General features: G+C 33.2%; 11 protein-coding genes and 1 pseudogene. 7 read left to right on the forward strand and 5 right to left on the reverse strand.

Annotated elements, in window-relative coordinates:
- Nucleotides 1-106 precede the first annotated feature (106 nt).
- The 5 genes from AAGD70_RS04840 (at nt 107) to AAGD70_RS04860 (ending at nt 4,574) form a co-directional block, all read left to right on the forward strand.
- Nucleotides 107-1,273 (forward strand): phage tail protein, encoded by a 1,167-nt coding sequence (locus AAGD70_RS04840; RefSeq protein ID WP_065095145.1) that lies wholly within the window; start codon nt 107-109, stop codon nt 1,271-1,273.
- A gap of 168 nt (nt 1,274-1,441) precedes the next feature.
- The gene (locus AAGD70_RS04845) at nt 1,442-2,152 is read left to right on the forward strand and encodes an ankyrin repeat domain-containing protein (protein ID WP_065095389.1); all 711 of its coding nucleotides are present in this window, start codon (nt 1,442-1,444) and stop codon (nt 2,150-2,152) included.
- 25 nt (nt 2,153-2,177) lie between these two features.
- On the forward strand, nt 2,178-2,660 hold the full coding sequence (locus AAGD70_RS04850; RefSeq protein ID WP_065095079.1) for an ankyrin repeat domain-containing protein: 483 nt from the start codon (nt 2,178-2,180) through the stop codon (nt 2,658-2,660).
- A 4-nt stretch (nt 2,661-2,664) separates the two neighbouring features.
- The gene (locus AAGD70_RS04855; RefSeq protein ID WP_065095080.1) at nt 2,665-3,096 is read left to right on the forward strand and encodes a DUF2924 domain-containing protein; all 432 of its coding nucleotides are present in this window, start codon (nt 2,665-2,667) and stop codon (nt 3,094-3,096) included.
- Between the two features lie 2 nt (nt 3,097-3,098).
- The gene (locus AAGD70_RS04860) at nt 3,099-4,574 is read left to right on the forward strand and encodes a recombinase family protein (RefSeq protein ID WP_065095081.1); all 1,476 of its coding nucleotides are present in this window, start codon (nt 3,099-3,101) and stop codon (nt 4,572-4,574) included.
- A 438-nt stretch (nt 4,575-5,012) separates the two neighbouring features.
- Here the strand turns inward: AAGD70_RS04860 and AAGD70_RS04865 are convergent, their stop codons facing one another.
- The 5 genes and pseudogenes from AAGD70_RS04865 to AAGD70_RS04885 form a co-directional block, all read right to left on the reverse strand.
- The gene (locus tag AAGD70_RS04865) at nt 5,013-6,959 is read right to left on the reverse strand and encodes an ankyrin repeat domain-containing protein (protein WP_065095082.1); all 1,947 of its coding nucleotides are present in this window, start codon (nt 6,957-6,959) and stop codon (nt 5,013-5,015) included.
- Between the two features lie 729 nt (nt 6,960-7,688).
- On the reverse strand, nt 7,689-7,931 hold the full coding sequence (locus AAGD70_RS04870) for a hypothetical protein (protein ID WP_065095233.1): 243 nt from the start codon (nt 7,929-7,931) through the stop codon (nt 7,689-7,691).
- A pseudogene (locus AAGD70_RS04875) lies at nt 7,924-8,748 on the reverse strand (IS5-like element ISWpi1 family transposase). Before AAGD70_RS04875 ends, AAGD70_RS04870 begins: the two are co-directional and overlap by 8 nt.
- Nucleotides 8,749-8,785: 37 nt before the next feature.
- A complete protein-coding gene (locus AAGD70_RS04880) occupies nt 8,786-10,753 on the reverse strand; it encodes a hypothetical protein (protein WP_341814066.1) in 1,968 nt (655 codons plus the stop codon).
- A gap of 54 nt (nt 10,754-10,807) precedes the next feature.
- Complete coding sequence (locus AAGD70_RS04885; RefSeq protein ID WP_065095437.1) at nt 10,808-12,145, reverse strand: hypothetical protein; 1,338 nt, start codon at nt 12,143-12,145, stop codon at nt 10,808-10,810.
- A gap of 786 nt (nt 12,146-12,931) precedes the next feature.
- On the opposite strand from AAGD70_RS04885, the gene AAGD70_RS04890 reads away from it, so the two are divergent.
- Both AAGD70_RS04890 and AAGD70_RS04895 read left to right on the forward strand, forming a co-directional pair.
- Nucleotides 12,932-14,182, forward strand: a complete 1,251-nt coding sequence (locus AAGD70_RS04890; protein ID WP_341814067.1) for a hypothetical protein — start codon at nt 12,932-12,934, stop codon at nt 14,180-14,182.
- A 204-nt stretch (nt 14,183-14,386) separates the two neighbouring features.
- Nucleotides 14,387-26,308 carry an ankyrin repeat domain-containing protein gene (locus AAGD70_RS04895; protein WP_341814068.1) on the forward strand — a complete coding sequence of 3,974 codons (11,922 nt, stop codon included), beginning with the start codon at nt 14,387-14,389 and terminating at the stop codon, nt 26,306-26,308.
- Nucleotides 26,309-26,495 lie beyond the last annotated feature (187 nt).

Here is a 26,495-nt window from a genome sequence, read left to right on the forward strand (position 1 = left end):
TCGATATTAAGAACATCTTTATTTTTGATCAGTTCTGCAATGATCTCTTGCTTACTCATAAGCTACCTAAATAAAGGAAATTAAAGCAACTTGAAAGAAAAGACAAATGAAAAGTTTATTACCGCCAAACGCAACAAAGCAAGAAAAAGCGCTAGTAGAAACAATCGACTATAAAGTTAATCCAAGTTGCATAAGAGGGTTTAAATTTAGATTAGAAGAAGAAACATTGCCGTGGTTGATTGAGGAATATGGTTTAGAAGAGATACTGCGTTGGGTAAAAGATAGAAGAAAAGCCGTAATAGAAGGAGTAAAATTTCAAAGACTGAGAGGAACTCCAGCATCACTAAAAATAGCACTAAAATGGGCAAATATAGAAGATATTAAAATTATCGAAGAACCACCTGGTAAACATTTTTTTGAGTTGCAAGTAGGGATAAAAGAGGTACCAAATGACTTCTTCGTAGATGCAGTAGTAGAGCTGGCAAAACTATCACTGCCTGTAAGATCCAGATTGATGAGGATTTTTAACGATTATTATAATGCGCAGAGATTTATATTGGATGAGAGTTTATTTGGAGATCTTCTTTCTGATTATTCAGGGGTAAAAATAGAAAAAGATGGACCAGTGTTATCATTTGGAAGAGTAAATTTTTTCAGGTCTAGTGGTCCAGTTATTAGGATTATAGAAAACTATCTACGCGATCATTATGAACGAGCTTTAAGCAATGATATATATCGCCTAGATGTAGCAATCCTTGGAGAAACCGAGCCTCACACAAAGAATTATAACAGTATTTATGAAAGAAATCATTTGTGGTACAACTTAAAAGCACTATATCCATTACCACAGAGTTTATTACCATCGATTAAATTTGCAAAAGCGCAGATAGTATTATCAGACAGTTGGGATTTAGGAGACATAAATACGTGCTTTCCAGTTAGTAGCGTAGAAGAAAGAGGAAATAAATTTGTATTGGGAAGCGATAAACTTTCAGGGCAATATTGGAATTTAAAACACAAGCCAATTTTAGAAAGATTTAGCGTTACTCACAACTATAAAGTAGAAAATTATACAGATCAGAAGGTCAGAAAATATGTTTTAGCAGAACACAACGTTTACTATAAAAATGATTTGGATTCAGAGCAAAAAGACTCAATACACGAATTAGAAAAGCACATTTTAGTATTTTACCCGGGAGTACTGAAGTGGCATGAACATCGACATTTGCACAGAAGTTGGAAAGATAGTCGAATAATATCTCTAATAAGTTAAGTACTTATATTTAGATACTCATATATTATATTAATAATAGGTAAAAGTGTATGAAATAAAAAGAAAAAGACTTGCTTTCTCATGCTAAAAAGGACATGACTTGAATAGCAGCAGGTAAATATAAGAAATTTGTCTGGCGCTAGAAAAGCTAATTTTGTGAGGTATGAAATGAGTTTTAGCAAGAGTAAGTTTTTTAAAGAAGTATCAAGTAACGGATTTAAAGACATTAATAAAAGAAATGAAGAAGGAGAGACGATCTTGCATCAAGCAGTAGAAATCTCTGATTACAAAACAGTGAGATTATTAATAAAAAAAGGAGCAGAGGTAAATGCAAGAGATAAAAATGGTTATACACCTCTACACTGTGCAGTATTCGCAAAGAGTTTAGAAAATGTAAAAGTGCTGCTAAGGTCGGGAGCAGAAGTAAATGCCACTCAATATGTCACTGGATGTACGCCACTCCACTCTGCGTGCAAGATGGGAGGAGCAGGAGTTGAAATAATAAAAGAGCTGGTAAAGGCTGGAGCTGAAGTTAATCAACTGAATAAGTACGGCGCAACGCCAATGTATTACATCTGGGAAAGTGAAAAGTATCGTCTATGTGATAGCAAAGAGAGTGAAAAGGCGAGTAAATTTTTGAGAGAAAAAGGAGGAATAACAAAAAGTAGAGAACTGACGTGCTATGGAATAGAGGGGCTAGTGGGAGAAATAGCAGACATGTTGAATGGAAGCTACATGCCGGAGCTAAAAATAATAGAGATAGGAGAAATAAGGAAGAGAGACAAATCGCTAATAAAGAAAGAATGTCAAAATTTAGCAAGCAAGATAATCAGCCAAGTGAATGCAATGATAGATGAGGTGGTAAAAAGGAAGGCTTAGGTTTAAAGAAAAGGTGGGGTAAGTTATGGTAAAGCTGGGTAAAAAAGATGAGTCACTATTAGAGAACTCGTTTAAAAATATTTATGAAAGAGACGAAAAAGGAAGAACAGCTCTACATTATGCAGTAGAGGTAAAAACAGTGAGGTTATTAATCGAAAAAGGAGTAGATGTGAATGCAGCAGATGTAAGAGGACATACAGCACTGCATCTAGCGATAACGGAGAAACGTCTAGAAACAGTTAGAGAATTGATAAAATCAGGAGGGAATGTAAATGCTGAAGAGTATGGCAATAAATGCACTCCGCTGCATCTTGCATGTATGGTAGGAGAAAAAGAAATAGTGGAGGAGCTAGTAAAAGCAGGGGCTGAAATAGAGCAAGCAGATAAATTTGGAATAACAGCGATGGATTATGCGAAAAATAGCAAAGAGATAACCGAGATATTGAAGAAAGAAACGGACAGAATTGAAAAGTTATTTGAACAAATAGAACCTTCTATGAGAGGCTGAAAATATGGAAAGAGAAACAGAAAAGAAAGTAATGAATTTAGAGAGAAAACCTTTGGGTGAGCTGAGAAAAACGTGGAAGAAGGTATTTGGGGAAGAGGCACCTAAACACTCAAAGAAATATCTGATACCTAGATTAGCGTATAGAATGCAGGAGGAAGCTTATGGAAAAATGTCAAGAAAAGGAGCAAAAAGACTAGAGTATCTAGCAGATCAACTAGAGAAGGGAAAAAGAATAAGTAGTGACAAACTTCCAGTAGCAGGAACAGAGCTAATATTAGAGAGAGGAGAAGAGATGCATGCGGTAATGGTAACAGATAAGGGTTTAATCTACAGAGAAGAATTTTTTACGTCATTGTCAGCAGTAGCCGGAAAAATAATGGGAATGAGTTACAACGGCCCTTTATTATTTGGAATGCGTGAAAAAAATGGAAGTTGAAAATGCTAAAAGAAGTAAGATGTGCAATATATACGAGAAAGTCAAATGAGGATGGACTAGAACAAAAGTTTAACAGTCTTGATGCGCAGCGAGTAGCATGTGAGAAATATATAAAGAGCAAAGAAGGCTGGGTAGCATTGGCCAAAAGGTACGATGATGGAGGATTTTCAGGGAAAAATTTAGAAAGACCAGCGATAAAGGAATTATTTGAAGATGTAAAGGCAGGAGAAGTAGATTGTGTAGTAGTATATACGCTAGATAGGCTCTCGAGAGAAACAAAAGACAGCATCGAAGTAACATCATTTTTTAGAAGGCATAGAGTAAATTTTGTAGCAGTAACGCAGATATTTGATAATAATACGCCAATGGGAAAGTTTGTACAAACAGTGTTATCAGGAGCAGCACAGTTAGAAAGAGAGATGATAGTAGAGAGAGTAAAAAATAAAATAGCAACATCAAAGGAGCAGGGGTTATGGATGGGTGGAACTTTGCCGCTAGGGTATGATGTGAAAGATAAAGAATTAATAATAAATGAAAAAGAAGCAAAGACGGTGAAACATATATTTGATAGGTACATGGAGCTGAAATCAATGGCAGAACTGGCAAGAGAGTTAAATAGCCAAGGGTACCGAACAAAATCAGATATCTTTAAAAAGGCCACGGTAAGGAGAATAATAACAAATCCAACATATATGGGAAAAATCAGACATTATGAGAAGCAATATGAGGGAAAACATGAAGCAATAATAGAAGAAGAAAAATGGCAAAAAGCGCAAGAATTAATAAAGAATCAGCCATATAGAAAAGCAAAATATGAGGAAGCGCTACTAAAGGGGATAATAAAGTGCAAGAGCTGTGATGTAAATATGACGTTGACCTATGCAAAAAAGGAAAATAAAAGGTACCGATATTATGTGTGCAATAACCATTTAAGGGGGAAGGATTGTGGATCAGTGAACAGAACAATAATTGCTGGAGAAGTGGAAAAAGAAGTGATGAAGAAAGCTGAACAGCTATATGAAAAATGGGAAGAAGAGTGGAGAAATCTAAGTTTTGGAAAGCAGAAAGAAGTAGTGAAAAAGTTAATAAAGGGAGTAATGGTAAGAGAGGATGGAATAGAAGTGAGTTCAGAGGATAAGATAGAATTTATACCAATAAAAAAGAAAGGAAACAAATGTACAGTAGTAGAGCCAGAAGGAAAAACAAATAATGCGCTACTGAAAACAGTGGTAAGAGCCTACCTGTGGAAACGGCAACTAGAGGAAGGAAAATACGCAAATATAAAAGAGCTAAGTGCCAAAATTAATATAGGTACAAGACGTATACAGCAAATTTTAAGATTAAATTATTTAGCTCCAAAAATAAAGGAAGACATAGTAAAGGGGAGGCAGCCAAGAGATTTGAAGTTAGCTGAATTAAGGGAAATACCGATGCTTTGGGGTGAGCAATTGAAGAAATTTTACGGCTCAGCATCGTAACGTTTATAAAAACAACAATATGAAAAAACATCGAAAAAAGTATGTGCCAGAAAATTAAAAAAGGTTATTGCAAAAGGAGCTACTACAAAGAGCCACACAAAAAGATGTTGAAATTGATACAGAAGAGCAAATAAATGTTACAAAATCAATTATGCGAAAATATCAATATAAATGATGAAGATTTTGACATATTAGCTGCAACAGCGGTAGAAGATGTATCCAATTTTAGCTGCATATTTTAATAGTAGATCTGGAGAGAAATTCTGTAAAAGGCGGCTCAGCCAATTGTATGTTCCATATCCTCATTTTGTAGCCAGCTTAAAAACAATATAAAAGAGTATTCTTAAAAGATCATAGACATTGATACGAACTCCTTAATCTATAAATTACAGTAGTTTATATTTAAATAATAATCTTCAACTTTTTTAGCAAATTAATCTACCTAGAAACTTCTCTCCTAGGATCAGAAGTCCTTCTTAACTCTTCACGTTCTGTCCATTTGTTGTTAGACTCGGTTATTACCTCAGGGCGCATTAATCCACCAGATCTTTCAAAGTACCCATTTTCAATAGCATCATAAACCAAATCTTCACCAAGTGCGCAATCATTACCTAATTCTTCTTTTCGATCTTTGAATTTTTCTAATATTTCCTCTCTATTACTCACTTTTACTATAATTTTGCTTTTATCCTGTATGTCAGGATACAGTCTAACATCTACATTTCCCAAACTAGTATAGAAGGTTAATACTATATCGCTGCCTTCTGTAAGATCTGTGTAATACCTTATTCCACCTTCAGTTTGAATTTCTACTTCACTACTACCGATCTTTACTATATTTCTTCCACACTTTACATCTCCATCGGTTAGACCTAAATCCCTTGCCCCATCTGTTATCTTTATAATGTCTATTTTACTATCTTTAGAATATTCTAAGTAAAAAACGGAGTTGTCTACTCTTGCATCTTTTAGCTCGCTATTGGTTGCACTTTTTGCGATTTCAATAAACTTATGAGAATTGCTAATATAATCTCTATAAGCTTTTTTTAGGTTAGTTTTATGCTCTTTAAATTCTGATGTCAGTGTGTTAGCATCAACTGTATTACCAAACACTGCCCCTTTTGATACTAATTGACATATTATATTACTAGCAACTTTAGGATTCTTTTCTAACTCACTGATTTTTTTCATCACATAATCGGTAAAAGTGTACTCATTACCTAAAAAAAAATCTTGTGAAGAAGAATAATTTAAACGTACACCAGACTTTATAGCATCATTTACAATCTCTTCAAGTTCAGCCATGTTTTGAGCTCGAAATACCTTATCAGAAAACTTATTTAACTTCTCCTTTTGATTTGAAGTTAAATTAACGAGTAATTTACTGGCCTGTCCTTTCTTTTGCTGACGATAAATATTTATATCATAATCTAATGCTCCTGCTTCTAAAAATATCTTTCTTAACTCTTGAGCAAGACCTTCATTGTCCCAAGCAAAACGATCAACATACGAAAACACTTTTGATTCACCCATTCCTTGCCGAATATTTAGCACCACTTTTAGGTCTGAATCTCTTTTATGCTTACTTAAAAACTCCTTTAAATTTTCAGTGCAGTCTGAATCGAGTACAAGTAAGTCATACAATTCCTTATTCATCCTTTTCTGTTTATCAGTTAAAAATAATTCTTCAATATTATAGTAGAGGTTATTAGTTGCTATTCGTTGTGGAGTTTTGCCCTTTCTACTTGTTATATTAGGGTTAGCTCCTTTTAAGAGAAGAGAGTTTGCATTATTGTAATGACCTTTGGCAGCAGCAAGGTATAATGGTGTTTTTCCTTTATTATCTTGTATGTTAGGATCTGCGCCTGCTTCTAAGAGTAAATCTATAGCCTGATTTCCTGTGCGACGAAATCCACCAATATTTGCTCCTGCAACCGCATGCAATACTGTTGATTGAGATTCTCCTCTTTTGAGGTTAAGAATTATTTTTAAATCTTTATTGTTTTTATTGTCATATAAAAATTCTTCAAGAGGTTCAGTATTATCAAATGAACCACAGTTAGAAGCTAAACATTTTAGAGCACTAAGTAACTTTTTGTTTAAATTTTTTTGACTTGGTGTAAGATCATGATCTAGAGCAAACCAAACACAAATCTGTTCACTTAATCCAAGTTTGCTATCTATCAAAGATGATGGTTCATTATAGTTTCTAACTGATGGTAAATCTCCTGAGTACCACATATCATTCATCAGTTCATTTAATAAATGCTCTTTAGATGATAAATGTTCTATAATGGATTCATATTCAAAATCAGATGGTTCTGGTTTGGATTTTGGTTTTAGTAGATTGATGATAGATTTTACTATCCCAGTAGACTCACCCATACTTACCCCTTAAGCTAAGATATATGGTATATTGTATGCGATCTATAACATTAAGTCAATAACCATAATTTTTTTACTACTCACGTCGTTAAGCTTTTGTTAAGTTTTCATGGTGAGTAACAATGGAGTATATAGAGAGGTTAAAAGTTGCTTATGACTCCAAGTTTTAGCCAGTTTTACTATAGATCAACAAAATTGAGAAGCACTAGCGATATTTAATATATAGGAATATGATGCTTTAAAGGAGTGCAAAAACTGCTGAAGCTTATACAGTAACCTGCGGAGCCACTTCAGCAGAATAAAAAACACATGCCAGTATTAGTAGAGAATTATTTATAAGTCAACTAACTTTTTTAAAAAATATTTTAGTGAAAGTACCATGCTATAGTGTTTTCTAAAATAAATGATAGTGCACTAACATACAAACTCGCAGCTTTTAGGGGGTAATCTCGTAATGAAAATTTATCATTCATTTTCGAAACTACTATAGTTAGTGTTATAAAGAATTCAATTGTTTACTCCTTCAAAAAAGGTCATATATTTGTGAGAACAAGCCGCGTAAAAATAAGGTTATAAAAATAGAAGATTTAAATTATTTTCATAAGCTTAGGCAAAATAGTTCGTATATAGATATGGATGAAATAGGCAATGATCAAATTTACGTACAGGGCAAACTTAAATAAAAATGTGATATAAAAAGAAGTAAGACGACTATTTCTTAAGACTAGATCACTGATTAACTGCTCGAGATGGACCTGCTTGTTGAACATAAGGTTGTTGGAGATTACCTGGCTGTTGACCAAAAGCAACCACAGAACTATGTCTTACATCTACCTCTACAAACTCATCACTAATTTTTATAAGGGAACCTTCATCTGTTGCACCTTCATTAAAAACAGCATACACCAGTTTCACTTTGCCAGCATCAGTAATTACCTTAGAGGTTGTCCGGAAACAAGTAAATTCAAGCATATTCCCTCTTTAACATAACCCTACTCATAGCTAGGTATATGAAATTCTCAGTGGATGTTGTGAGTAAATCATACTCCTTCGATAGCCTTCTATTCCTATTAACCCAAGCAAAAGTCCTTTCTACAACCCATCTTCTTGGCTGTACTTTAAACCCTTGTTCTCTTGTTGGTAGTAGCTCAGGTGGCGTATCTTTGTGCACCCAAAATCTACATGGAGGCCTTTTAACAATTTCAATATCTATGTCATATTCTTCCTTTATGTGATTCTTTAAATTTCTTCCTTGGTATCCCATGTCAGCCCACATTTTTTTAACTTTAGTATATTTTGTTCTCATATTGTTTAATGCTATTTTAATACCATCTCTATCATTTTCGTTAGCAGCGCCTACGTAACAACCTAGTATAAAACCCTGAGTGTCTGTAATTATATGCCTTTTTCTACCCTTTACTTTTTTACTTCCATCATAGCCTTTGATCCCCCCTTTTCTGTAGTCTTTACAGATTGACTATCTACTATACAGGCACTCGGCTGCTCATTCCTTCCTATTTTTCTTCTACTATATTTCATAATTCATTTTCTCAAAAATTCCCTGCTTCTTCCATTGCCTGAACTGCTCATACACAGTCTTCCATAGCGGAAAATCATTTGGTAAATACCGCCATTGACACCCTGTACGCAATACATAGAAAATTGCTTCTAATATTTCTCTTTTGCTATACTTTGGCGGCCTTCCTCCTTTCTTGTATGATACTCTGAAGTGTTTTTCTATTCTTGCCCATTCCCTTTCGCTTAGATCTGTTGGATACTTTTTTCTCATCTTTACCCCGTACTAAAATTTCAGATATTATAGCCTTTTACTTGTTTCCGGACAACCTCTTATACGCTTCACCTTCTTTATATCTTGTCAACTGGTCCTTAGCCTCTTTTTCTTTTTTATCCAAATCTCCTTTCTTAGCAAATTTTAGCTCTATTCCAACTGGGGGGTATTCTTTTTTTTGATCAGTAGCATTTATAACCAACATAACATCCAACTTCTCTCCACCACCTATTTGAAATTCAGTAATAACTTTTATATTATCTTCTCCGTAGCTACTAAATAAACCATGCAATACAGCTTGAAATGTAGCCTCATTGCTTATTAATGATTTGAAAGGATGTAGTATATGAGAAATTTCTTCAAATAGTTTTTTGTAATCATCATATTTACCAGATTTTATAGCTTTGCTCAAAGCTGCTTTAAATTTTTTATTTTCCACAATTGGAGTAAAATTACCTTGTAAAATTTCTTTACCTCTTTTGTATTTGTCCAATGAGTCATACGTATTTACTGTAATTCCCTTATTCTTATTACAGTACTGATCAAATGGATTCTTATTACTAGGTGTACTGTATAAGTTACAGGTTATTTCTTGTATCTTTATGTCATTGACGTTTTGAATTCCCCTAATATTTTCAATAGGAATTCCTTTATTATCTGGCACTCTCAATGCAAATTCATTTTTTTCATTTATGTTGAGTATAAGCACCTTCTTACCTAAAGTTAGCACTATAGTTGTAACACAATCCGCAATACTTTCTTTTGCTGCTTCTGGGCGCTTCTGTGATCCAGTAGCCATTTTATCATTTTGATCATAAATAAAAATATGTTTACCTAACTTTTCACGCTTAATAATATTAGAAATAAGTACTAGCTGACCTAAGATCATTCTGCTGACATAATTAATATTATCACTTCCACCATTGCTCCAAACAATTCCATAGTAAAGATACTCTAGCTGTGTTTTTATCACCTCAGCATTTGCTGCTTCAGTGCCAAGTAACTTTTCTATTACAGAATTACCTTCTCGACTAAGAAAATTTTCTACATCAATTTTAACATTTTCGTGATGAACCATGTCAAAATTTAATCCTACACAAATAGCTTCATTAGCTATAGTAATCATTCTTATAGAGTTAGAAAAAGAGCCCTTAACATAATCTTGTGCTTGCTTCAATGCTTTTATCACTGTACTTATCTCACCAGTACCTGCTTTAAGCTCAATAATAATAGGAATAGAGCTTAGCGACTTATCAGAACCGCGCACAAGTAAAATAATGTCTGCGTAACCTTTTCCAGCAAATAATTCGAGATAAAGTTTTAGGTGAAAACGATACTTAAAATTTATCAAAAACCCAGCTAAAAACCCATGATGACTTGATTCTTTACCGCTAAATAGAGTTTCTTTTTCATATTTCTTATAGACATTTGTAATATAATTAAACATTCTTCTAGCGTTCTTTTTTACTTCTTCGAAATCTTGATTACTCAATTTTGAAATTAAGCTCTCTAGGTCTTGTTGGTCACGATCTTTTTCTATTTCTGTAAAACCTTTTTGTGAATAATCAGTCTTTTTACTAAAAGCTGGATCAACCTTTCCGTACTTTACTTCTTTTCCTGTAATTGTTATTTCATGCTCTTCTTTTTCTAGTTTATCAAACTCTGCTCCCATTTTCCATTTCTGTGCTATTTTTTCTAACTCTCCTTGAGAGAACTTTAGATGCATGTTACCATCAACTTGATCAGACACCGTTATACACTTAAGTCCCTCATTAGTTAATATAGCTATTTTTAAAGTTCTATTATCATCAAAACGAAAATGAAGTTTTTTGATACCAATTTTAGTAGCAAGTTCTGTGTCTAATACAGTAGCAAACATACCAAAAAAGAAACTAGGGAAAAAGCCTGGCTTTCCAACTGAATGCAAAAAAGAAGGAGATTGATTGATAAACGATTGGAACCTTTTTTGAAAATCTAGGAACTCGTCTTTTGATTTATTTCTCATTAACAGAAGCTGTACCAACTCAAGCGGCTTGACATTACTTGGCATATTACTCTCCTATTTGCTATGGCCTAAAGATTTTATATTATATGGGGTATCAGTCGTACTGAGACTTGACTGTGGCAAAGTATCACCAGCTTCACGCAAAATTGATTCTTTAGAAGCTTCTTGAGCTAATTTAGAAAATACTTGTTCTCCTAATTGCAATTTTTTACCCCCATGAAATAACTGAATTTTACTTAATACAGAATCTTTAACCTTTATCATCTCTTCACCACTCATTTCTTTTACGTGCTTTAATATCTTCCCTAATATTTCTTCTTTACTTACCCCTTGTCTACTTGGATCCACAATTAAATTTGCTATTGTATATGTAACTGAATAGTCTACAAAAATAGAGGAAATAGATTGCTCCCCGCGGTCTTGAGTTTTTAATTTTATTATACGTTCCCAAACATTCATCATACATTTTTTTGTTTCTTCAGACAGATCTGGATTCTTCAGTACTTGATCTGATAATGAAGATAAAAAAGTTGTGTAACGTTCACATTCAATCTGACTACACAATCGGCTTAATTCCATAAAAGAATCAAAGTAATACTGACCTACTAGCACATTCAACACTGCATAATAAGTATTTTCCTTATAATCTCTATCTAGTAATTTTTTCTTTTGCTCATCATCCATTTTAGACAGGCAAAACTCTATGGTGTCTACTTCTTTGTAACCCTTTACTGCAGATAAAGCTGCTTCAATTAACAGATCATCTTTATCTTGACTAGAAATATTAGGATCTCTGTGCAATTTATTATAAAAGTATTCTATACCCTCTTCCCAATTTTTACGTGAGTTTACTCGTATGGCTTCTTTTAAACCTTCAACTGTTGTATATTCGTTTAGTTTTCCAATCTGTTTATTAATAAGGGAAGACCAAAAAGCTTTTATAGGGCTACTCTCTTTATGGTGATCCAAAAGTTCATCTTTTAGCTCATCATCAGAAACATCTTCTTCAAATGCACTATTTTTAAACTTTATAAATACTTGCTCAAATAATCTAGGTATCTCACCTTCTAAGCAGTATTTACATGCTAAGTAATATCTTTTAGAAATGTTTAATGGATTCTCTTTTCCATTTTTATTTTTTTCTTCAGTTAACCTTTCACCAACAATTTCATTTTTTAATCTTACTCCATCCCAACAAGAATTATCAGAGAATATATCAGAGAAAAATTTTAATTTTCCCTCATCAAAATCTTCAATTAATTGAATATAAACCCTCAACCATCTTTCTACTCTAAGATGTTTTCTTGCTTTAACTTGATTATCGTCGCCTTTAATAGCACCTTTTAATATATCAAGTATTTTATTGTAATTGTGATCCAAACCAGATTCCATACCCGCAACCCCATTTTGTATTTTAATATAAACTTTAGTCTAGTAAATTATCGTTGCCAAGCCAATCTTTTTCTCCAAACCTTACCACTGTACAACAGGAAATTTCTTGAGAGCCAAGTATGATATTTTCATTCTAATAATTAATTGTAAAACACTTTTACTTACGAAAAAATAGACCTTGCTGTAACTAAAGAAATTCCTATTTTAGTGCCACAAAAATTTGAATTATTGACTCTTCCTAAGATTGCAAAAAGGGTCGTATATTTGTGAGAACAAGCCGCGTAAAAATAAGGTTATAAAAATAGAAGATTTAAATTATTTTCATAAGCTTAGGCAAAATAGTTCGTATGTAGATGTGGGTGAAATGGGCTAATGTGGTTAGTTTTAGCGTATAATGAAACTACCATATAAAAAAGTTCGTATGTATCGTTTGGTAGACCGGCTGATCCCAAAAAAAACTCTTCTCTCATTAGCTGGTTTTGGGTGCTGGAAATGGCTGTGTTGTTTAAGTTATTAATGATGTGTATTGCTAAATTAATAGCAATTTACCTAAGAAAGAATAATTAAGGTAAACTTATAATAAAAACAGAATTTAAAAGTAATAAAAGACTATATATTGGACCTATTAAGCGCCTTTTGTCGAAGGTTATTCAAGTCTAAAAAAAATTCAAATTAAGGATTGACAAAACTTAGAAACGGGATATCTTACTTCAAATGGTATCAAGTTACTATAGTGTATGTTAGATGTAACAGTTTCCATGTTTTTTCATTGATAGAGAGGTGATCATGCTGCGTTCAGATATTCCAAAAGTTTTATTTTCGTCTATTAAAGAGGATGATCCCTATAGAGCATCTAAGCTTTTTCAAATTGAACGCTGGTGCTATGCAAATTGGCGTTTACATCAAAAAAGTGGCAAGAAAGGACGTAATTTTCTTGCACAAGTTCTGTCTAGTGAGGATTGTTGGAAAAAAGTAGACAATTTACGTGGAGTTAAGCTTGATAGGCAAGTGGTAGGCAAAAAGTTAATTGCGCCAGATTCAGGTAATCTCTTTGATAAGTATGCTATTGCCTGTCGGTACTGTCTAGAAGAAGATATTATTGCTTTATTTGAGGAAAGAAAAAAAAGCCTATCAGCTCAAGGTAAGAGTAGTCTATTGGAGTATGAGCACTTAGTTAGGTGTTGCGGGTCAGGTCTTTTAGCGCAGTTTTGGTCACATTTTATCAGTGGTTACATCTCTAAACTAAATTTAGATGGCTGTCATCCATATGAGTACGGGCTTAAATGTGCTATGAGTTTTAAGCAAGAGCAGGCAGTGGAATTCTTCTGGAATAAAATAAAATCATTACCTGAAAGTGAGATGAGCGAACAGAAAAAGGATGAGATCTTCATGAAAACAGCAGTGTATGCAGCAGGTAGTCGTTGTAATAGTTATCCTGAAATATTCGAGTTTTGTTTCAGCCAGATAAGCCCTGATAAATATCCAGAATTTCTAAAAAGAGACTTAGCTGAAAATGGTTATTATGGTAGTTTAGGCACGCTACAGAGTGCACTTCGCTTTGATCAGTTTCAAAAATTGTTTGACTGCTTAAAGCCAAGTAGTATTTCAGAAGATTATTATTATATTTGGTTGAAATATATAAAAGAATTAGAAAATTATTCAAGGTCTTGTATAGATGAAGGAGTAAATCTTTTTATGTATATGTGGATGAGAGATGGATTTAATAGCCATCGTACCTTATTGTTAAATAAAGAGATGAGAAGTAATTCCGTATTTCAAGGAAGGTTATTAGTACCTCTAATTGATAAAGGTTATATGGTACCAGTATGGGCAATACTAGATAAGGCTAATCCTGATCAAATCAAAGAATTTATGGATTCTAGGCAAGCGGAGTATATACGATCTGTGTTAGAGAAAAGAGATGTTGATTCACTAAATAAATTTTCATCATACGGTAAGCCTAGATCTGAAGAGCCTGCTAGCTTAACTGAGGTTAAATTAAGCAAGGCATGTGAGCAATTAGGTTTGGGTGATTGAGAAGTATTATAAGGCAATTCTATAAAGCAGGTGGTGGTTTCTTGTTACTACTTTAGCTTCTGTCAAAAAGATGTTGCATTATAATACAAATGTTATATACATAAGCCAGCATATGGGTAAAAATAGCTTTTATTATTGATATCTCTAATTGTTATATAATAAGCTTGGTATAGTAGGTTTAGTATAATATAATGAAGGGGGTTTATGTTCAAGATACAATATCCAACAGATCATTTAAAAAAAGAAGGTGTTAATTCAAAGATTACTGAATCATCGGATGAGATACAATATATAGAGCAAGCTAAAGAAATTCCTCATTTCAAGCGTTATCGGAGATCTGATGTTGATTCCGAAAGTGGAAGTCGGATTAAGAGAATCGATGTTCCAGGAGACGGTAGTTGCTTGTTTTGGTCTGTTACTATGGCTTACTTAATACCCGTCAGAAACGACGATGCTTTATTTCGACAAAGGTATGAAGTACTATTTGGAAATGATGGAACTGTAACCCAAAATTTAGATCATATTAGAGGTTTGGTTCGGAATTTAGGTACTGCGAATTATGATGATACATTTGCAAACTTAGTAAGAAATGTATTTCGCAATCGAGTAGTTTATCACATAAGTTATCATGAAAGCGAGTTTAGAAATTTTGTTGAAGGTGAAAGTGGACTAAGTTTCAAAGATTACTTAGAAAACATGAGAAAACTTAATACTTGGGGAGGTGAACCTGAAATAAGAGCAATGAGTGGGATGCTTAGTGCAACAATTAGTGTTTCTGGTGAAGTGCAACTTCCTCCATATGGTAATGGGGATATTCAAATACAATTATTTCATGTTGGTGCACCAGGTAAACGAAACCATTATAATTTTGGTCTTGAAAGAAGTATTGTTGATAATGATAAAGAGCTTGCAAAAGGCTTAAAAAGAGTCATGGGTAAAGTAAGGCCACAAGACTTTGAGTTAATACAGTTATTAATAGAAGAAGCAGGTACAGAAGTTGGCACAAGCAAGCAAGAAGAGGATTTTAGATCTTTTGAAACAAGATTTCAGTCATTTGTGGATCAGATTCCATCTTATTTACACTCTGTAGAAAAAGCAGGATTTTTTACTCACTTCTTCTTAGGGAGCTTTTCTACTTTGCTGGATACAGGGATTGCAGAAAAGTTAAATATTAAAAAGATTTATTTTAGTTTTGATACTTCGAAAACTTTAAAAGTAGCTATTGTTAAAAATGGTCAAATTGGAAATGCTGAAGACGCTATTAATAATATAGATTTATTTTCCATTTCAGAAGGTAAGCGTGGCCATCAGTTTACTGTTAATGAGTTGGAGAGCATATTAAAGGAGAACATAGCGTCTAAGGGACTGACTGAACAAGATATTAAGAATAGAATTGAAGAGATTAAGAATGAAATTAATGGTAAAATGGAATCTAGATTAGTACAGATCTATAAAGGAAAGGATGGTATTTTTGTTAATATGGAAACTAAAGGGATACTTGATTCTGCTACTAGCAAAGAATTTCATGAAATAGAAAAAGGAGTATGGAGTAATCCAGAAGGTGATATAGAAAAACTTGCTAATTCTGATAAAGAAGCAGCTAAAGAATCTCTTGAGGGAATTCTTAGAGAGATTAGTAAAGTTCATTCTAAATATGAAAACTCATTAACCTATGATAGTAGTGCACGTGAAGCAGCACATCATGGATTTATGGTAGGCGTTTTCATGAATTTCCACTATAGGTATAATCTTAGAGTTTATCCAGAGCAATTTGCAGGTAGGGGTTATGCAGATATTATCCTGCTAGCTCGTGGTCCTGATCGTGCATTAGACTCTATTCCTATTATTATTGAGTTAAAAGCGGGAGCAGGTACTAATGCTACTCCAGATAAAGCTTTGCAACAAGCAGAAAAGTATGCACAAGGCTTCCAGCCAAACGTTCAGCGAGTTTTAACTACTGCGGATAACATTTTATGTGTTGGTGTAAATCTTGATAATCCATCTCCTATCTCTGATATTAAAGTATCAAATCGTGGAGAAGAAATAATCCCTCTTTTTCAAGATATGCTAAAATCTGCTGATGACTGGGATACGCAAAGGATTGGAACAATAGAATTAAAAGGACAGGTGAAAGATAATTTAGAGCGTATTTATCATACGTTTCCTGGTACATCGGAGAAGGGAGATAATCATTATTTTAGCAGGTTTTTACTGGGGCAATCACTACTGTTAAATAGAATTGAAGATTTAAAAACTGGTTTCAAAAAATACATTTTTATCTATGGAAACAATATACCTACCGAGGTACATCCTAATCTTCGTGGGCTTGGACGTACAGCAGCTGCAAGAGCCAGGGAGAGGCTGTCAGCTAATCTTGATGCGAGTCATGCAGTTGTAACAATGGTGCTTATTCCAGAAAATACAGAAAAGTTGGTTTATGTAATAAATATTGTTGAAGCTAACAGAAAAGATGTTTTGAACGGGATGAATGAAGTGCTTCCTCTTGATAGATTAAATAGGGAAATAGAGAATAGGGAAATAGTCGAATTAAATCTTAATTTTGATACTAGATATAAGTCAGATTTTAAAAGATATCTTACTATTTGGACTGAAAAATACAATTCTTTACAAGAGTACAACAACGGAGATAATAGATTTCAAGGTACTTTTAAAGAAGTTACTTATCCTAATGAGTTAAAAGAAACATTTGATAAAGCACTAGATATCCAATCCTTATCAATAAGAGGATATAGTAGATTATTAGAAAAAATTGGAGAAGGAATCTTTCCTTTTAAGAGTCTCGTTAATAAAGAAGCTCATTTCCATGGAATATTGAATGGAGTGTTTAGTTATTATAGTGACTTAAAATTACAGGAATCACCAGAAACTAGAGCATTAGTTTTAACTGAGTTTCAAACTGGTAGAGGGGAACGTATTGACATGCTAGTTCATGGTATTAAGTTTGTGGCTCAAGGTGGAAATGCTGAGGAGTACACTCCAATAGGGTTAGAACTTAAGGCATCAAGGCAGGGTAAAGGGGCTCAAGCTTTATTGAGGGAAGCAAATGATCAAATAAATGAAGAGTACAAAGAAGGTGTTACCTATAAAACACTTACAGATGGTGATGAGGTAAAATTTATCGGTGTTGTTTTCGATAAAGGATCTAATAATCCGAATAAACTTATTTTAACAAGTAGGACAGCTGAGGAAGGATTTATTCCTGTTGGAGTAGTTCATAGTTCACATCATATGTTGCCTACTGTAGGGCAGTGTTCTAAAAGAAAATCTTCATCGCCGGAGTATTCACCAAGTAAAAAGCCAAGAAGAGAAAGAAGTGTAAGTATGGCCTGCATAGATTCGTTTGATGAAGAAAAGATTACAGAGGATGAAAAAGAAAGACTTATTAAAGAGTTATTTGGTATTGAAGCTCATGACACAAAAATTATAACAATAGATTCTCCTCAAGTGAGGATTGATGGTGGTAAAGTAAATGTAAAATTCAAAGACAATAGTGGTAATGATAAAGAATTAATGATAGATGATGCTGCAAATATTAAGAGTATAGAAAATTATATACTGGATGAGAAAAATCTTGAGATAAAGTTAAAAGTAAGCAGCGATAAAGAGTATGCTATAATAGAAGAAATTAAAGAGCAAGGTAGCGAATATTATTTAAAAATTGATGATTATAGAATAAAGCTAGATAGTATATTTCAAGATGGAAAAGAAGTAATCTTTGATAAATTACATCAACTATCAAATGATAAGCAGTTGTTAGAGAATAAAAAATACATTGAAGACATAGGTGATGTTCAAACTAATCAAGATTACAATGATATTGTAAAGGAAATTAAACAGAATTTATTAGCAAAAGGAGTTAGGGAAGATACTTTCGACAGGTTTAAAAGTCATTTTGATGATCTTGGTGAAAAAGTTTTTGCAGATTATATTAGTAATGTAGAAAGCAGCCTTAAAGAAAAAGGAATTGCATTTGATCGTAATAAATTTGATTCAGCAAAAATAAAAGGAGTAAAAGGTGGAAAGTTTTTCTCCCTTATGGCTATATATGACTTGCTTGATAGTATAGGTGATACAGCAACACTTGGACGGCATGATAATGATGCTTTAAAGCAAGTATTTGGTATCAATGGTATACTAGATGCTATGGATGATGTTAGGACGAGTGTAAATATTTCTCCTAGTAGTAAAGTAGGAAAACTGATTGGTAAAATACCAGGGCCTGCACGTCAAGCTTTTGTTAAGGTTATCAGTAATCCTGTAGTTCAAAGTATTACATTTGCAACCATTGCTTATCAATTTGGATACAGTATAAACGAAATAGCTCAAGGTAATAATCATCCACTAAATTATTATTGGACAACAAGTAGTGGTGTAAAACTAGCAAGTATGAGCATAAGGCCTATAAGTGCAGGGGTTAGTTTTACGATAAAAAGTGTAAGTGCTACTACTAAGATTTTAAGGGGTTTATCTGCTGCAGGCAAAGTTTTAGGTAGGGCAGCAGTAGTTACTATGGTTGCTGATGTATTGATAACAATGGGCGTAAAAATTCATGAAAGAATGGAGTATACTAAAGCAATAGCAGAGCAAGTGCCTCTATTACCTGGTGGTGAACAAGCGGAAGTATTTTTTGCAGGGGTGATTAAGTTTTTTACAGGAAGAGATGTAGAAAAAGAATATGAAGATACAATTAGAATAAAAGGTTATTTAACTTACGTAAAAGAAGCAGCTATTAAACTGTTAAATGACAATTATGACATAGATGCGGTTGTACAATACGTAATCTCCATTGAAGAGAAACATAGTGAGGTGATTAAAAATATGGGTGCACAGCCTATATGTATTATGCCATCATCGTATGGTCCTGGTTGTGCGACGCAGATGAAGTGGACATGTGATTTAGAAAAAAAATATAAAGATATCTCTTTTGACAAGATTAATATAGCTTCTAGTGTAAAAAGAGATTTGTCTTCTATTGATATCTCTAAGATATTGACTATGACACCTTATACTTTGGTTATGAGTGAAGGTTGGGAAAGGTTTATCTGTGGTATAAAGAATAGTCCTCAATGCTATCAAGAGATCGAAGAAAAGAAAGTTTATATTGTTAATACAGGTGCAAAACATATCCCTCATCTAACAAAATATGAATATGAATATGAATATGAAAATCTTGGTTTAAGAGTTGTAGATGCACCATTAACAAATCCGATACAAAAATCTCAATGCAGCAAAATAATCAATACAAAGCACACAGGTGACGATGCGTTCGCTCCATGTAACAGTGGCAAAATTTATAGAAACTGTCAAGAGAGCTTTACTCTCTCAGGCGAACCTTTTATTTTTACTAATCCGAAAAGGAAAGATCCTGGCAATACAAAAAAGCAAACATTTCCTAGAGGATCGATATTATATATTTCAGGGCCAAAAACGTTAACAGCAGCAGCAAATTATCCAGCAGTAATGCATATTCCAGAGGGTAGTAATATACGTTATATTGGCTCTAAAAACAATGAAACTATTTTTATTATTAATAATTCTATGTCTGGTACCCTCAAAGGTGGAGCAGGAAAAGAAAATACTCTAGTAATGAATGTTAAAGCTAATAATGTTGTAGTAGATTTGCATGAAGGAGTAATACATTATGGTAGTAATAATATAAAATTAGTTAATACGTATAACTATGTGTCAAACTCTGATAGCAAACAAAATATTACTACTCACTGTAAAACAAGGTTAATTAACGTAAAAAATACAGAAGTGCATCAGGGTTCATTTGATTGTCAAGATCAAGATTATGAAGTTAGAGTAGTAAATAAAGAAAATGTGCATTATAGAGGGTTAAAACAAACAATATTTATTGTTAATGATAATAGTGATAACGCTAAGATAGTGAGTGATTTAAGTGATACAGGAAAAGAAAACTTTGATGTAATAGATGTTCAAGGTGCTAATATTACACAGTTGGAGATAAGTGAAGATATAGGAAAAGGTGGCTATAGTTTAAATCTTTTAGCTGATGATATGGAAAGTATTGTTTCGAGTACTAAAATAGATGATTTTAAAAACTTAGTAATTCAAGCAAAATATCAGGGAATAACAGAATCTGTAGTAATACAAGATAAGTCTTTATCTGATATAGTAAAGGATATCTGGTATCAAGAGTTAAATGGTTTAGGAAAGGATATTGATGGAGAAGTTGTACAAAATGGTGAAAAAAAATTAAAAGCATTTATACAAGCAAATATTTTAAATCTAGAGTTACCTAATGCATACCAAATTACAAAAGATATTGCTAACAATAATAATTTAAACATTCCAGTATCTAAAATAGAAGTCACTAAAAATTACATGGGAATACCTGCAGAAAAAGTGATAATTGGTGGTGTATATTCAGATCAGATAATTGTTGATTTCAGTTATAATAATTCCGATTTTGCAAGTAGTTACCAAAGATACCACGACAATAGAGGAAAGTATGATTATAATCGCTATATGATAGAATGTAATCACTATCAAGACATCATAGTAGAAGGGGGAAAAGGGCAATATCAGTATATTATCAAACTACCAGAATATAATCATACATTAGAGTATGATCCCCTTTCATCTCCTATAAGACTTAATTTAAAGATAAAAAATAGAGCGGTGCTTCATCAAAGCATACCTTATGACATTATCGATTTTGCTGAATTAAATGTAATGGATATTAATAGTATAAATATAAGGGAAGGTGAAAGGAATTATATAAACGAATGCTATAACAAACCAATTTCTGATCTTACGGAAGACAGTTTAGAAATACAAAATATTACAATATTAGATAGTAAGGGCATCAGATGGTCTTTATCTATTGGTTTAATTGATTACTTAAAAAGTCCAGAACATCAATACATTATATTGCGGATAAACAATAAATTTTACAAAATCGATAGTGCAAATCTAGAACTTAAACATATAGAAACAAATCCTAATTTTTTCAGATATTACAAACCAGATGAACAAGGATTACAGATTTACCATAATCAGCCAATTAATAATAATGATATTGGTTTAGTCGATTTCAGAGATAAATCTATATTAGGTTTTGATGCAGAAGTTATTAATGATAGCTTAGTTCTATTACATAAAAATAATACTCTAATAAAAGTAGAGAATTGGAATACCTACCAGCCAGCAAGAGAGATGATATTTGCTTTTAATGATACAATACTCTCTAACTCGAAATGTATAATTTCTACTTGTAACTCAGAAGATATTATAGGGGACCTTAATAAAGAAAAAGTGGTTGTATTAAAAAATCAGATGTTTAATGCTATAGTACAAAATAACATCAGTGAAGCTGAAGACTTAATCAGAAGAATTGGAAATATTGATACCGAAAATAAGCACGAATTAACACCTTTATATGTAGCTATTCAAGAAGGTAGATTAGATGTGGTTAAGCTTCTTTTTAATAGAGGATCCGTTAATGTTAAAGACAAAGATATTCATGGTTGTAATTCTTTACACTGGGCTGCTCAAGAAGGTAAGTTAAATATAGCTAAGCTTCTTGTTGATAAAGGTGCTAATATTATTGCTGAAGATAATAATGGTAGAACACCTCTACGTGTAGCTGCTTGCAATGGTAATCTAGATATGGTCAAATTCTTCCTTAATAAGAGTGTTGATATCGAGTCTGAAAGTAATGACCCAGATAAGATGATGGGAAAGATTGAGAGTATAAGGAAGGAAATTATAAATCAAGTAGATGCTTCATCTAATGTAAAAAAGTGGGCAAAGTCTTTTATAGAAGAGTTAAGATATTCAATAAAAAGTAAAGCAAAGAGAAAGCTGGATGGTAATATATCGAGTAATTGTAGTGCTTCGACCACTGAACTTACTAATAGAATTTATAATTTTGATAAAAACTTATTTGATAATATAATTAAAGAAGTTGTAGATGATGCATATGGAAGAGTAGATACGAAAAAAATATTAAGCTGTGTACGCAGTCATGGTTATATTGGTCAGCTGATTTCAGGTTACATAGCTGTATTTGATGCAATGCAAAAGAGTGGTGATCTAAATGATAATGCAATATTTAAGTTAGCTTCTTACATTAAAGAAGCAATGGAGATGAAGTATTATCCTAAAGTTCCTTTAGAAACAAGATCTAGCCTTGAAAAGCTAGAAAATAGATTACCAAAATCAGTAAGGAATGCAATATTTGCTTCAAAAGTATGTATAAAGAACGTTTATCAGGATGAATATTTATATGCTGCTAACAAATGTTTCAATTATGATAATGACAGACGAATGGCATTTACTTGGACTCCAAAGAATGAAGAAAATGATAAGTTTAGGTGGAAGATTAAACCTGATGGTAACAATTTTTATATAGTGAATGTTGCATTTAATGAAACCTTGTATGCTGCTAGTAACTATTTTAATTATGATAATGATAGACGAATGGTATTTACTTGGATTTCAGGGGGAAGAGTTGCACGAGATGTGTGGATGATTAAACCTGATGGTAACAACTGTTCTATAATGAATGTTAAGCTTAAAGAACATTTATATGCTGCTGATTATGCTAAATATGACAATGATAGGCGTAGAGTATTTACTTGGATTCCAGGAGGTCAGGTTCTGCAAGGGATGTGGATAATTGAAGATTGTGGGTCTACTGTAAGAAAAGTTAGAGATATTGTCAGTAATGCTAGAGAAGAATTAGATCAAGAATTGCTAGATGCTGCAAAAGTTGGAGATATGAGCAAAGTAAAAGATTCTGTCAATCGAGGAGCTGATGTTAATACTAAAGACAGAGATGGTAACACTCCTTCGCGCAATGCTGTATTAAAAGGTCACTTTGGTATATTTAAATACCTTGTTGAAAATGGTGTTAGTTTAGAGGGTAAAGATCATCGTTGTGGTCCCTCTATATGTGATGCTTCTTATAGTGGTAATTTGGATATACTAAAGTACCTTATTGGGAAAGGTGTTGATGTTAATGAGTCTGACAAAAATGGTTGGACACCGCTACATTTTGCTGCATGGAGAGGTTACTTAGAAGTTGCTAACTTTTTAATAGAAAAGGGTGCTAATATTAACGTTGAGAACATTTTTGGCAGGAAACCCATACATGTTGCTGCTGAAAATAATAACAAAGACATTATAGAATTTTTCCTCAGCAAAGGAATGAGCATTGATGATACTGATAGAGATGGTCGCACTCCTCTATACTATGCCTCTTGGAATGGTCATTTAGACATGGTAAAGTACCTTATAGATAAGGGAGCTGATATTTACATTCAAGATAAAGGTGGCATAACACCGCTAGATGCCGCTACTGATCAAAAACACGATGATGTAGAAAGGTATTTAAAACAAGTGCAACTAGATAAAGAATTATTGATTGCAGCACAATATGGTAATCTTGATGAAATTAGAAGTCTTGTAGGTCAAGGAGCTAGCTTAGGTGCTAAGTATATTGATGGCCGGACTCTTATGCATTGTGCTGCTTATGGAGGTAAGTTAGATGTAGTAGAATATCTCGTTGCAGGTGAAAAAAGTAGTTTAGAAGTCAAAGATAATAGTGGTAGAGTTTCCCTACACTATGCTGCTTACAATGGTAAGCTAGATGTAGTAAAATATTTTATAGATGAAAAGAAAATTGATGTTAACATAAAAGATAATAATGGTTGGGCATCTCTACATTGGGCTTCCTGGGGTGGTCATCTGGATGTAGTAAAGTATCTTATAGATAAAAAGGCTAATATTAATGCTAAAGACAAGAATAGTAAAATACCTTTAGATGTTGCTACTGGTCAAAAACATGATGATGTTGTAGAGTATTTGCAACAAACTCAATTAAGTCTGAATAAACAATTGATAGCTGCAGTACAAGGTGGTGATCTTAGCAAAGTTAAAAATCTTGTCAGTCAAGGCACTAGTTTAGACACTAAGTATAATGATGGCTGGACTCTTATGCATTATGCTGCTTATGAGGGTAGGCTAGATATAGTAAAATATCTCGTAGACAAATGGGCTATTTTAGAGATAAAATACAATGATGGTAGAACTTTTTCATGCAACACATCTCTAGATAGTGCCTCAGATCTTGTGAATAGTTACTTCGATACAATGAAATGTCTCATAGGCAAAGAAAATAGTTTAGAAGTCAAAGATAATAGTGGTAAAACTCCTCTACACTGCGCTGCTTCCAACGGTAAGCTGGATATAGTAAAATATTTTGTAGATGAGGAGAAAATTGATGCTAGCATTAAGGATAATAGTGGTTGGACACCACTACATTGGGCTTCTTGGAATGGTCACTTAGATGTAGCAAAGTATCTTATAGGTAGAGGAGCTAATCTTGTTAATATTAAAGACAAAGATGGAAAAACACCTCTAGATATTGCTGATCAAAAAGGTTACACAGATATAGTAGAAATTTTAAAGCAAGCGCAATCAGGCCTATATAAAAAATATAATGAGTTGTTGATTGCTGTACTGGAAAATAATCTTATTAAAGTCAAAAATCTTGTAAGTCAAGGTACTAGCTTAGAAACTAAAGATAGTTATGGCTGGACGTTATTACATTTTGCTTCTATTTATAATTACTCAGATATGGCAGAATACCTTATAAATAAAGGTGTTGATATTAACGCTAGAGACCAGTATGGTAAAACTCCTCTACACCTTACTTCATGGTTCAATCGCTTAGATGCAATGAAGTGCCTTATAAGCAATAATGCTGATATTAATGCTAAAGATAACAATGGTAAAACACCTCTAGATGGTTCTGGTTTTAATTCAGATGCAAAAAGAGTTTTAATGCAGGCACACTTAGATAAAGAATTATTGACTACTGTAGAAGGTAATTATCTTGAAAAAATTAAAGGTCTTATTGCTCAGGATGTGAGCAAAGATAGGCATGGTGCATATTATTATGCTTGGAGTGGTAACTTGAACATGGTCAAGTTTCTTGTTGAGAGAGATGTTGATGTAAACGCTACTGATAAATATGGGTGTACATTACTACATTGGGCTACATTGAAAGGTCATTTAGATGTTGCTAAGTTTCTTACTAGTAAGGGAGCTAATGTTAATGCTGAGGATATTCTTGGCAGAAAGCCTATACATTTTGCTGTTATAAATGATCACAGGAATATTATAGAGTTTCTTCTCGATAAAGGGATAATAGTTAATAGTGCTGATAAACAAGGTCATACACCACTGCACTGGGCTTCTTGGAGCGGTCATTTGGATATGGTGAAGTACCTGATAGATAAAGGGGCCAATATTAATGCTAAATGTGAAGCTGATAGGACACCACTAGATATTGCTAGAGGCAGAGGACATAGTAACATTGTAAAATATTTAGAAGAAAAACTTAATCAAGAAAGAGAAAAGCCTGTACAACGCAGACGCCGTCATCACCATGGAGATCACAATCGTCATCAGAATCACTTATCACGTAAAACTCTTGCTATAGATTCAAGTAATCAACATGAGATAGCAGCAAGTAGTGGCACAAGACCATATTCGTGGATAAATAATTGTATTTCCTGGGCAAAAAAATTAGCAGCTAGCACTTTCTCTATAATTCCTGGATTACCTACTCAATACAACATTGCAGATAAGAATGATGATATTAATGTAAAAAGTGATAATAACAACATACCACAAAGTATATCATCTGTTGGTTGGAATAATTTCCTAAATAATGAAAATATTGCCCTTGCGAGTTGTGTTGCCGATGCGTTAGATGATACTCCAGGTAGACGCTATCAAAACTTAATAAGCAAAGGAGTAGAAGTTATACCAAGTAGAGAAGTTGCAGTTGAGTTCGCTCTTAGAAAATTTGATTCATTTGTAGAAGGTAAAATAAGAAATTTGGGCTCAAAAGAACAAGCTAGAATACGTGTTGAAATTAAAGACGCATATCCAGAAATAACAGCAAGTCTTGAAAGAGGAGTTGAATTTAGTGGTAATGTTGGGTTAAATAATGTTTTAGAAAAGTGCAAGAAGTGCTTTTGTACAAATGTCCTACCAAAGGATAAAGTATCAACTTGTCTTTCTGATGTAGGAGTAACCAAGCTTGGAAATACTTTGAGTAAGTAGATGAGAATACGGAAGGTATAATATGCCAAGTAGTGGAAAATTTAAAGTGAGGGTAGCCAAAATAATTAGGGAAACCAGTAGCAAGTTTGATAGTCTTAATACTAAAATGGATGAAGTAGACATTAAATGCTAAGTGGTTAATGTGTTTTCCATATTGAACTTACAGCACGTAGCTTTGATACAGAAA

Source organism: Wolbachia endosymbiont (group A) of Nomada flava, from assembly GCF_964027055.1.
In the GTDB taxonomy this organism is placed as follows: domain Bacteria; phylum Pseudomonadota; class Alphaproteobacteria; order Rickettsiales; family Anaplasmataceae; genus Wolbachia; species Wolbachia pipientis.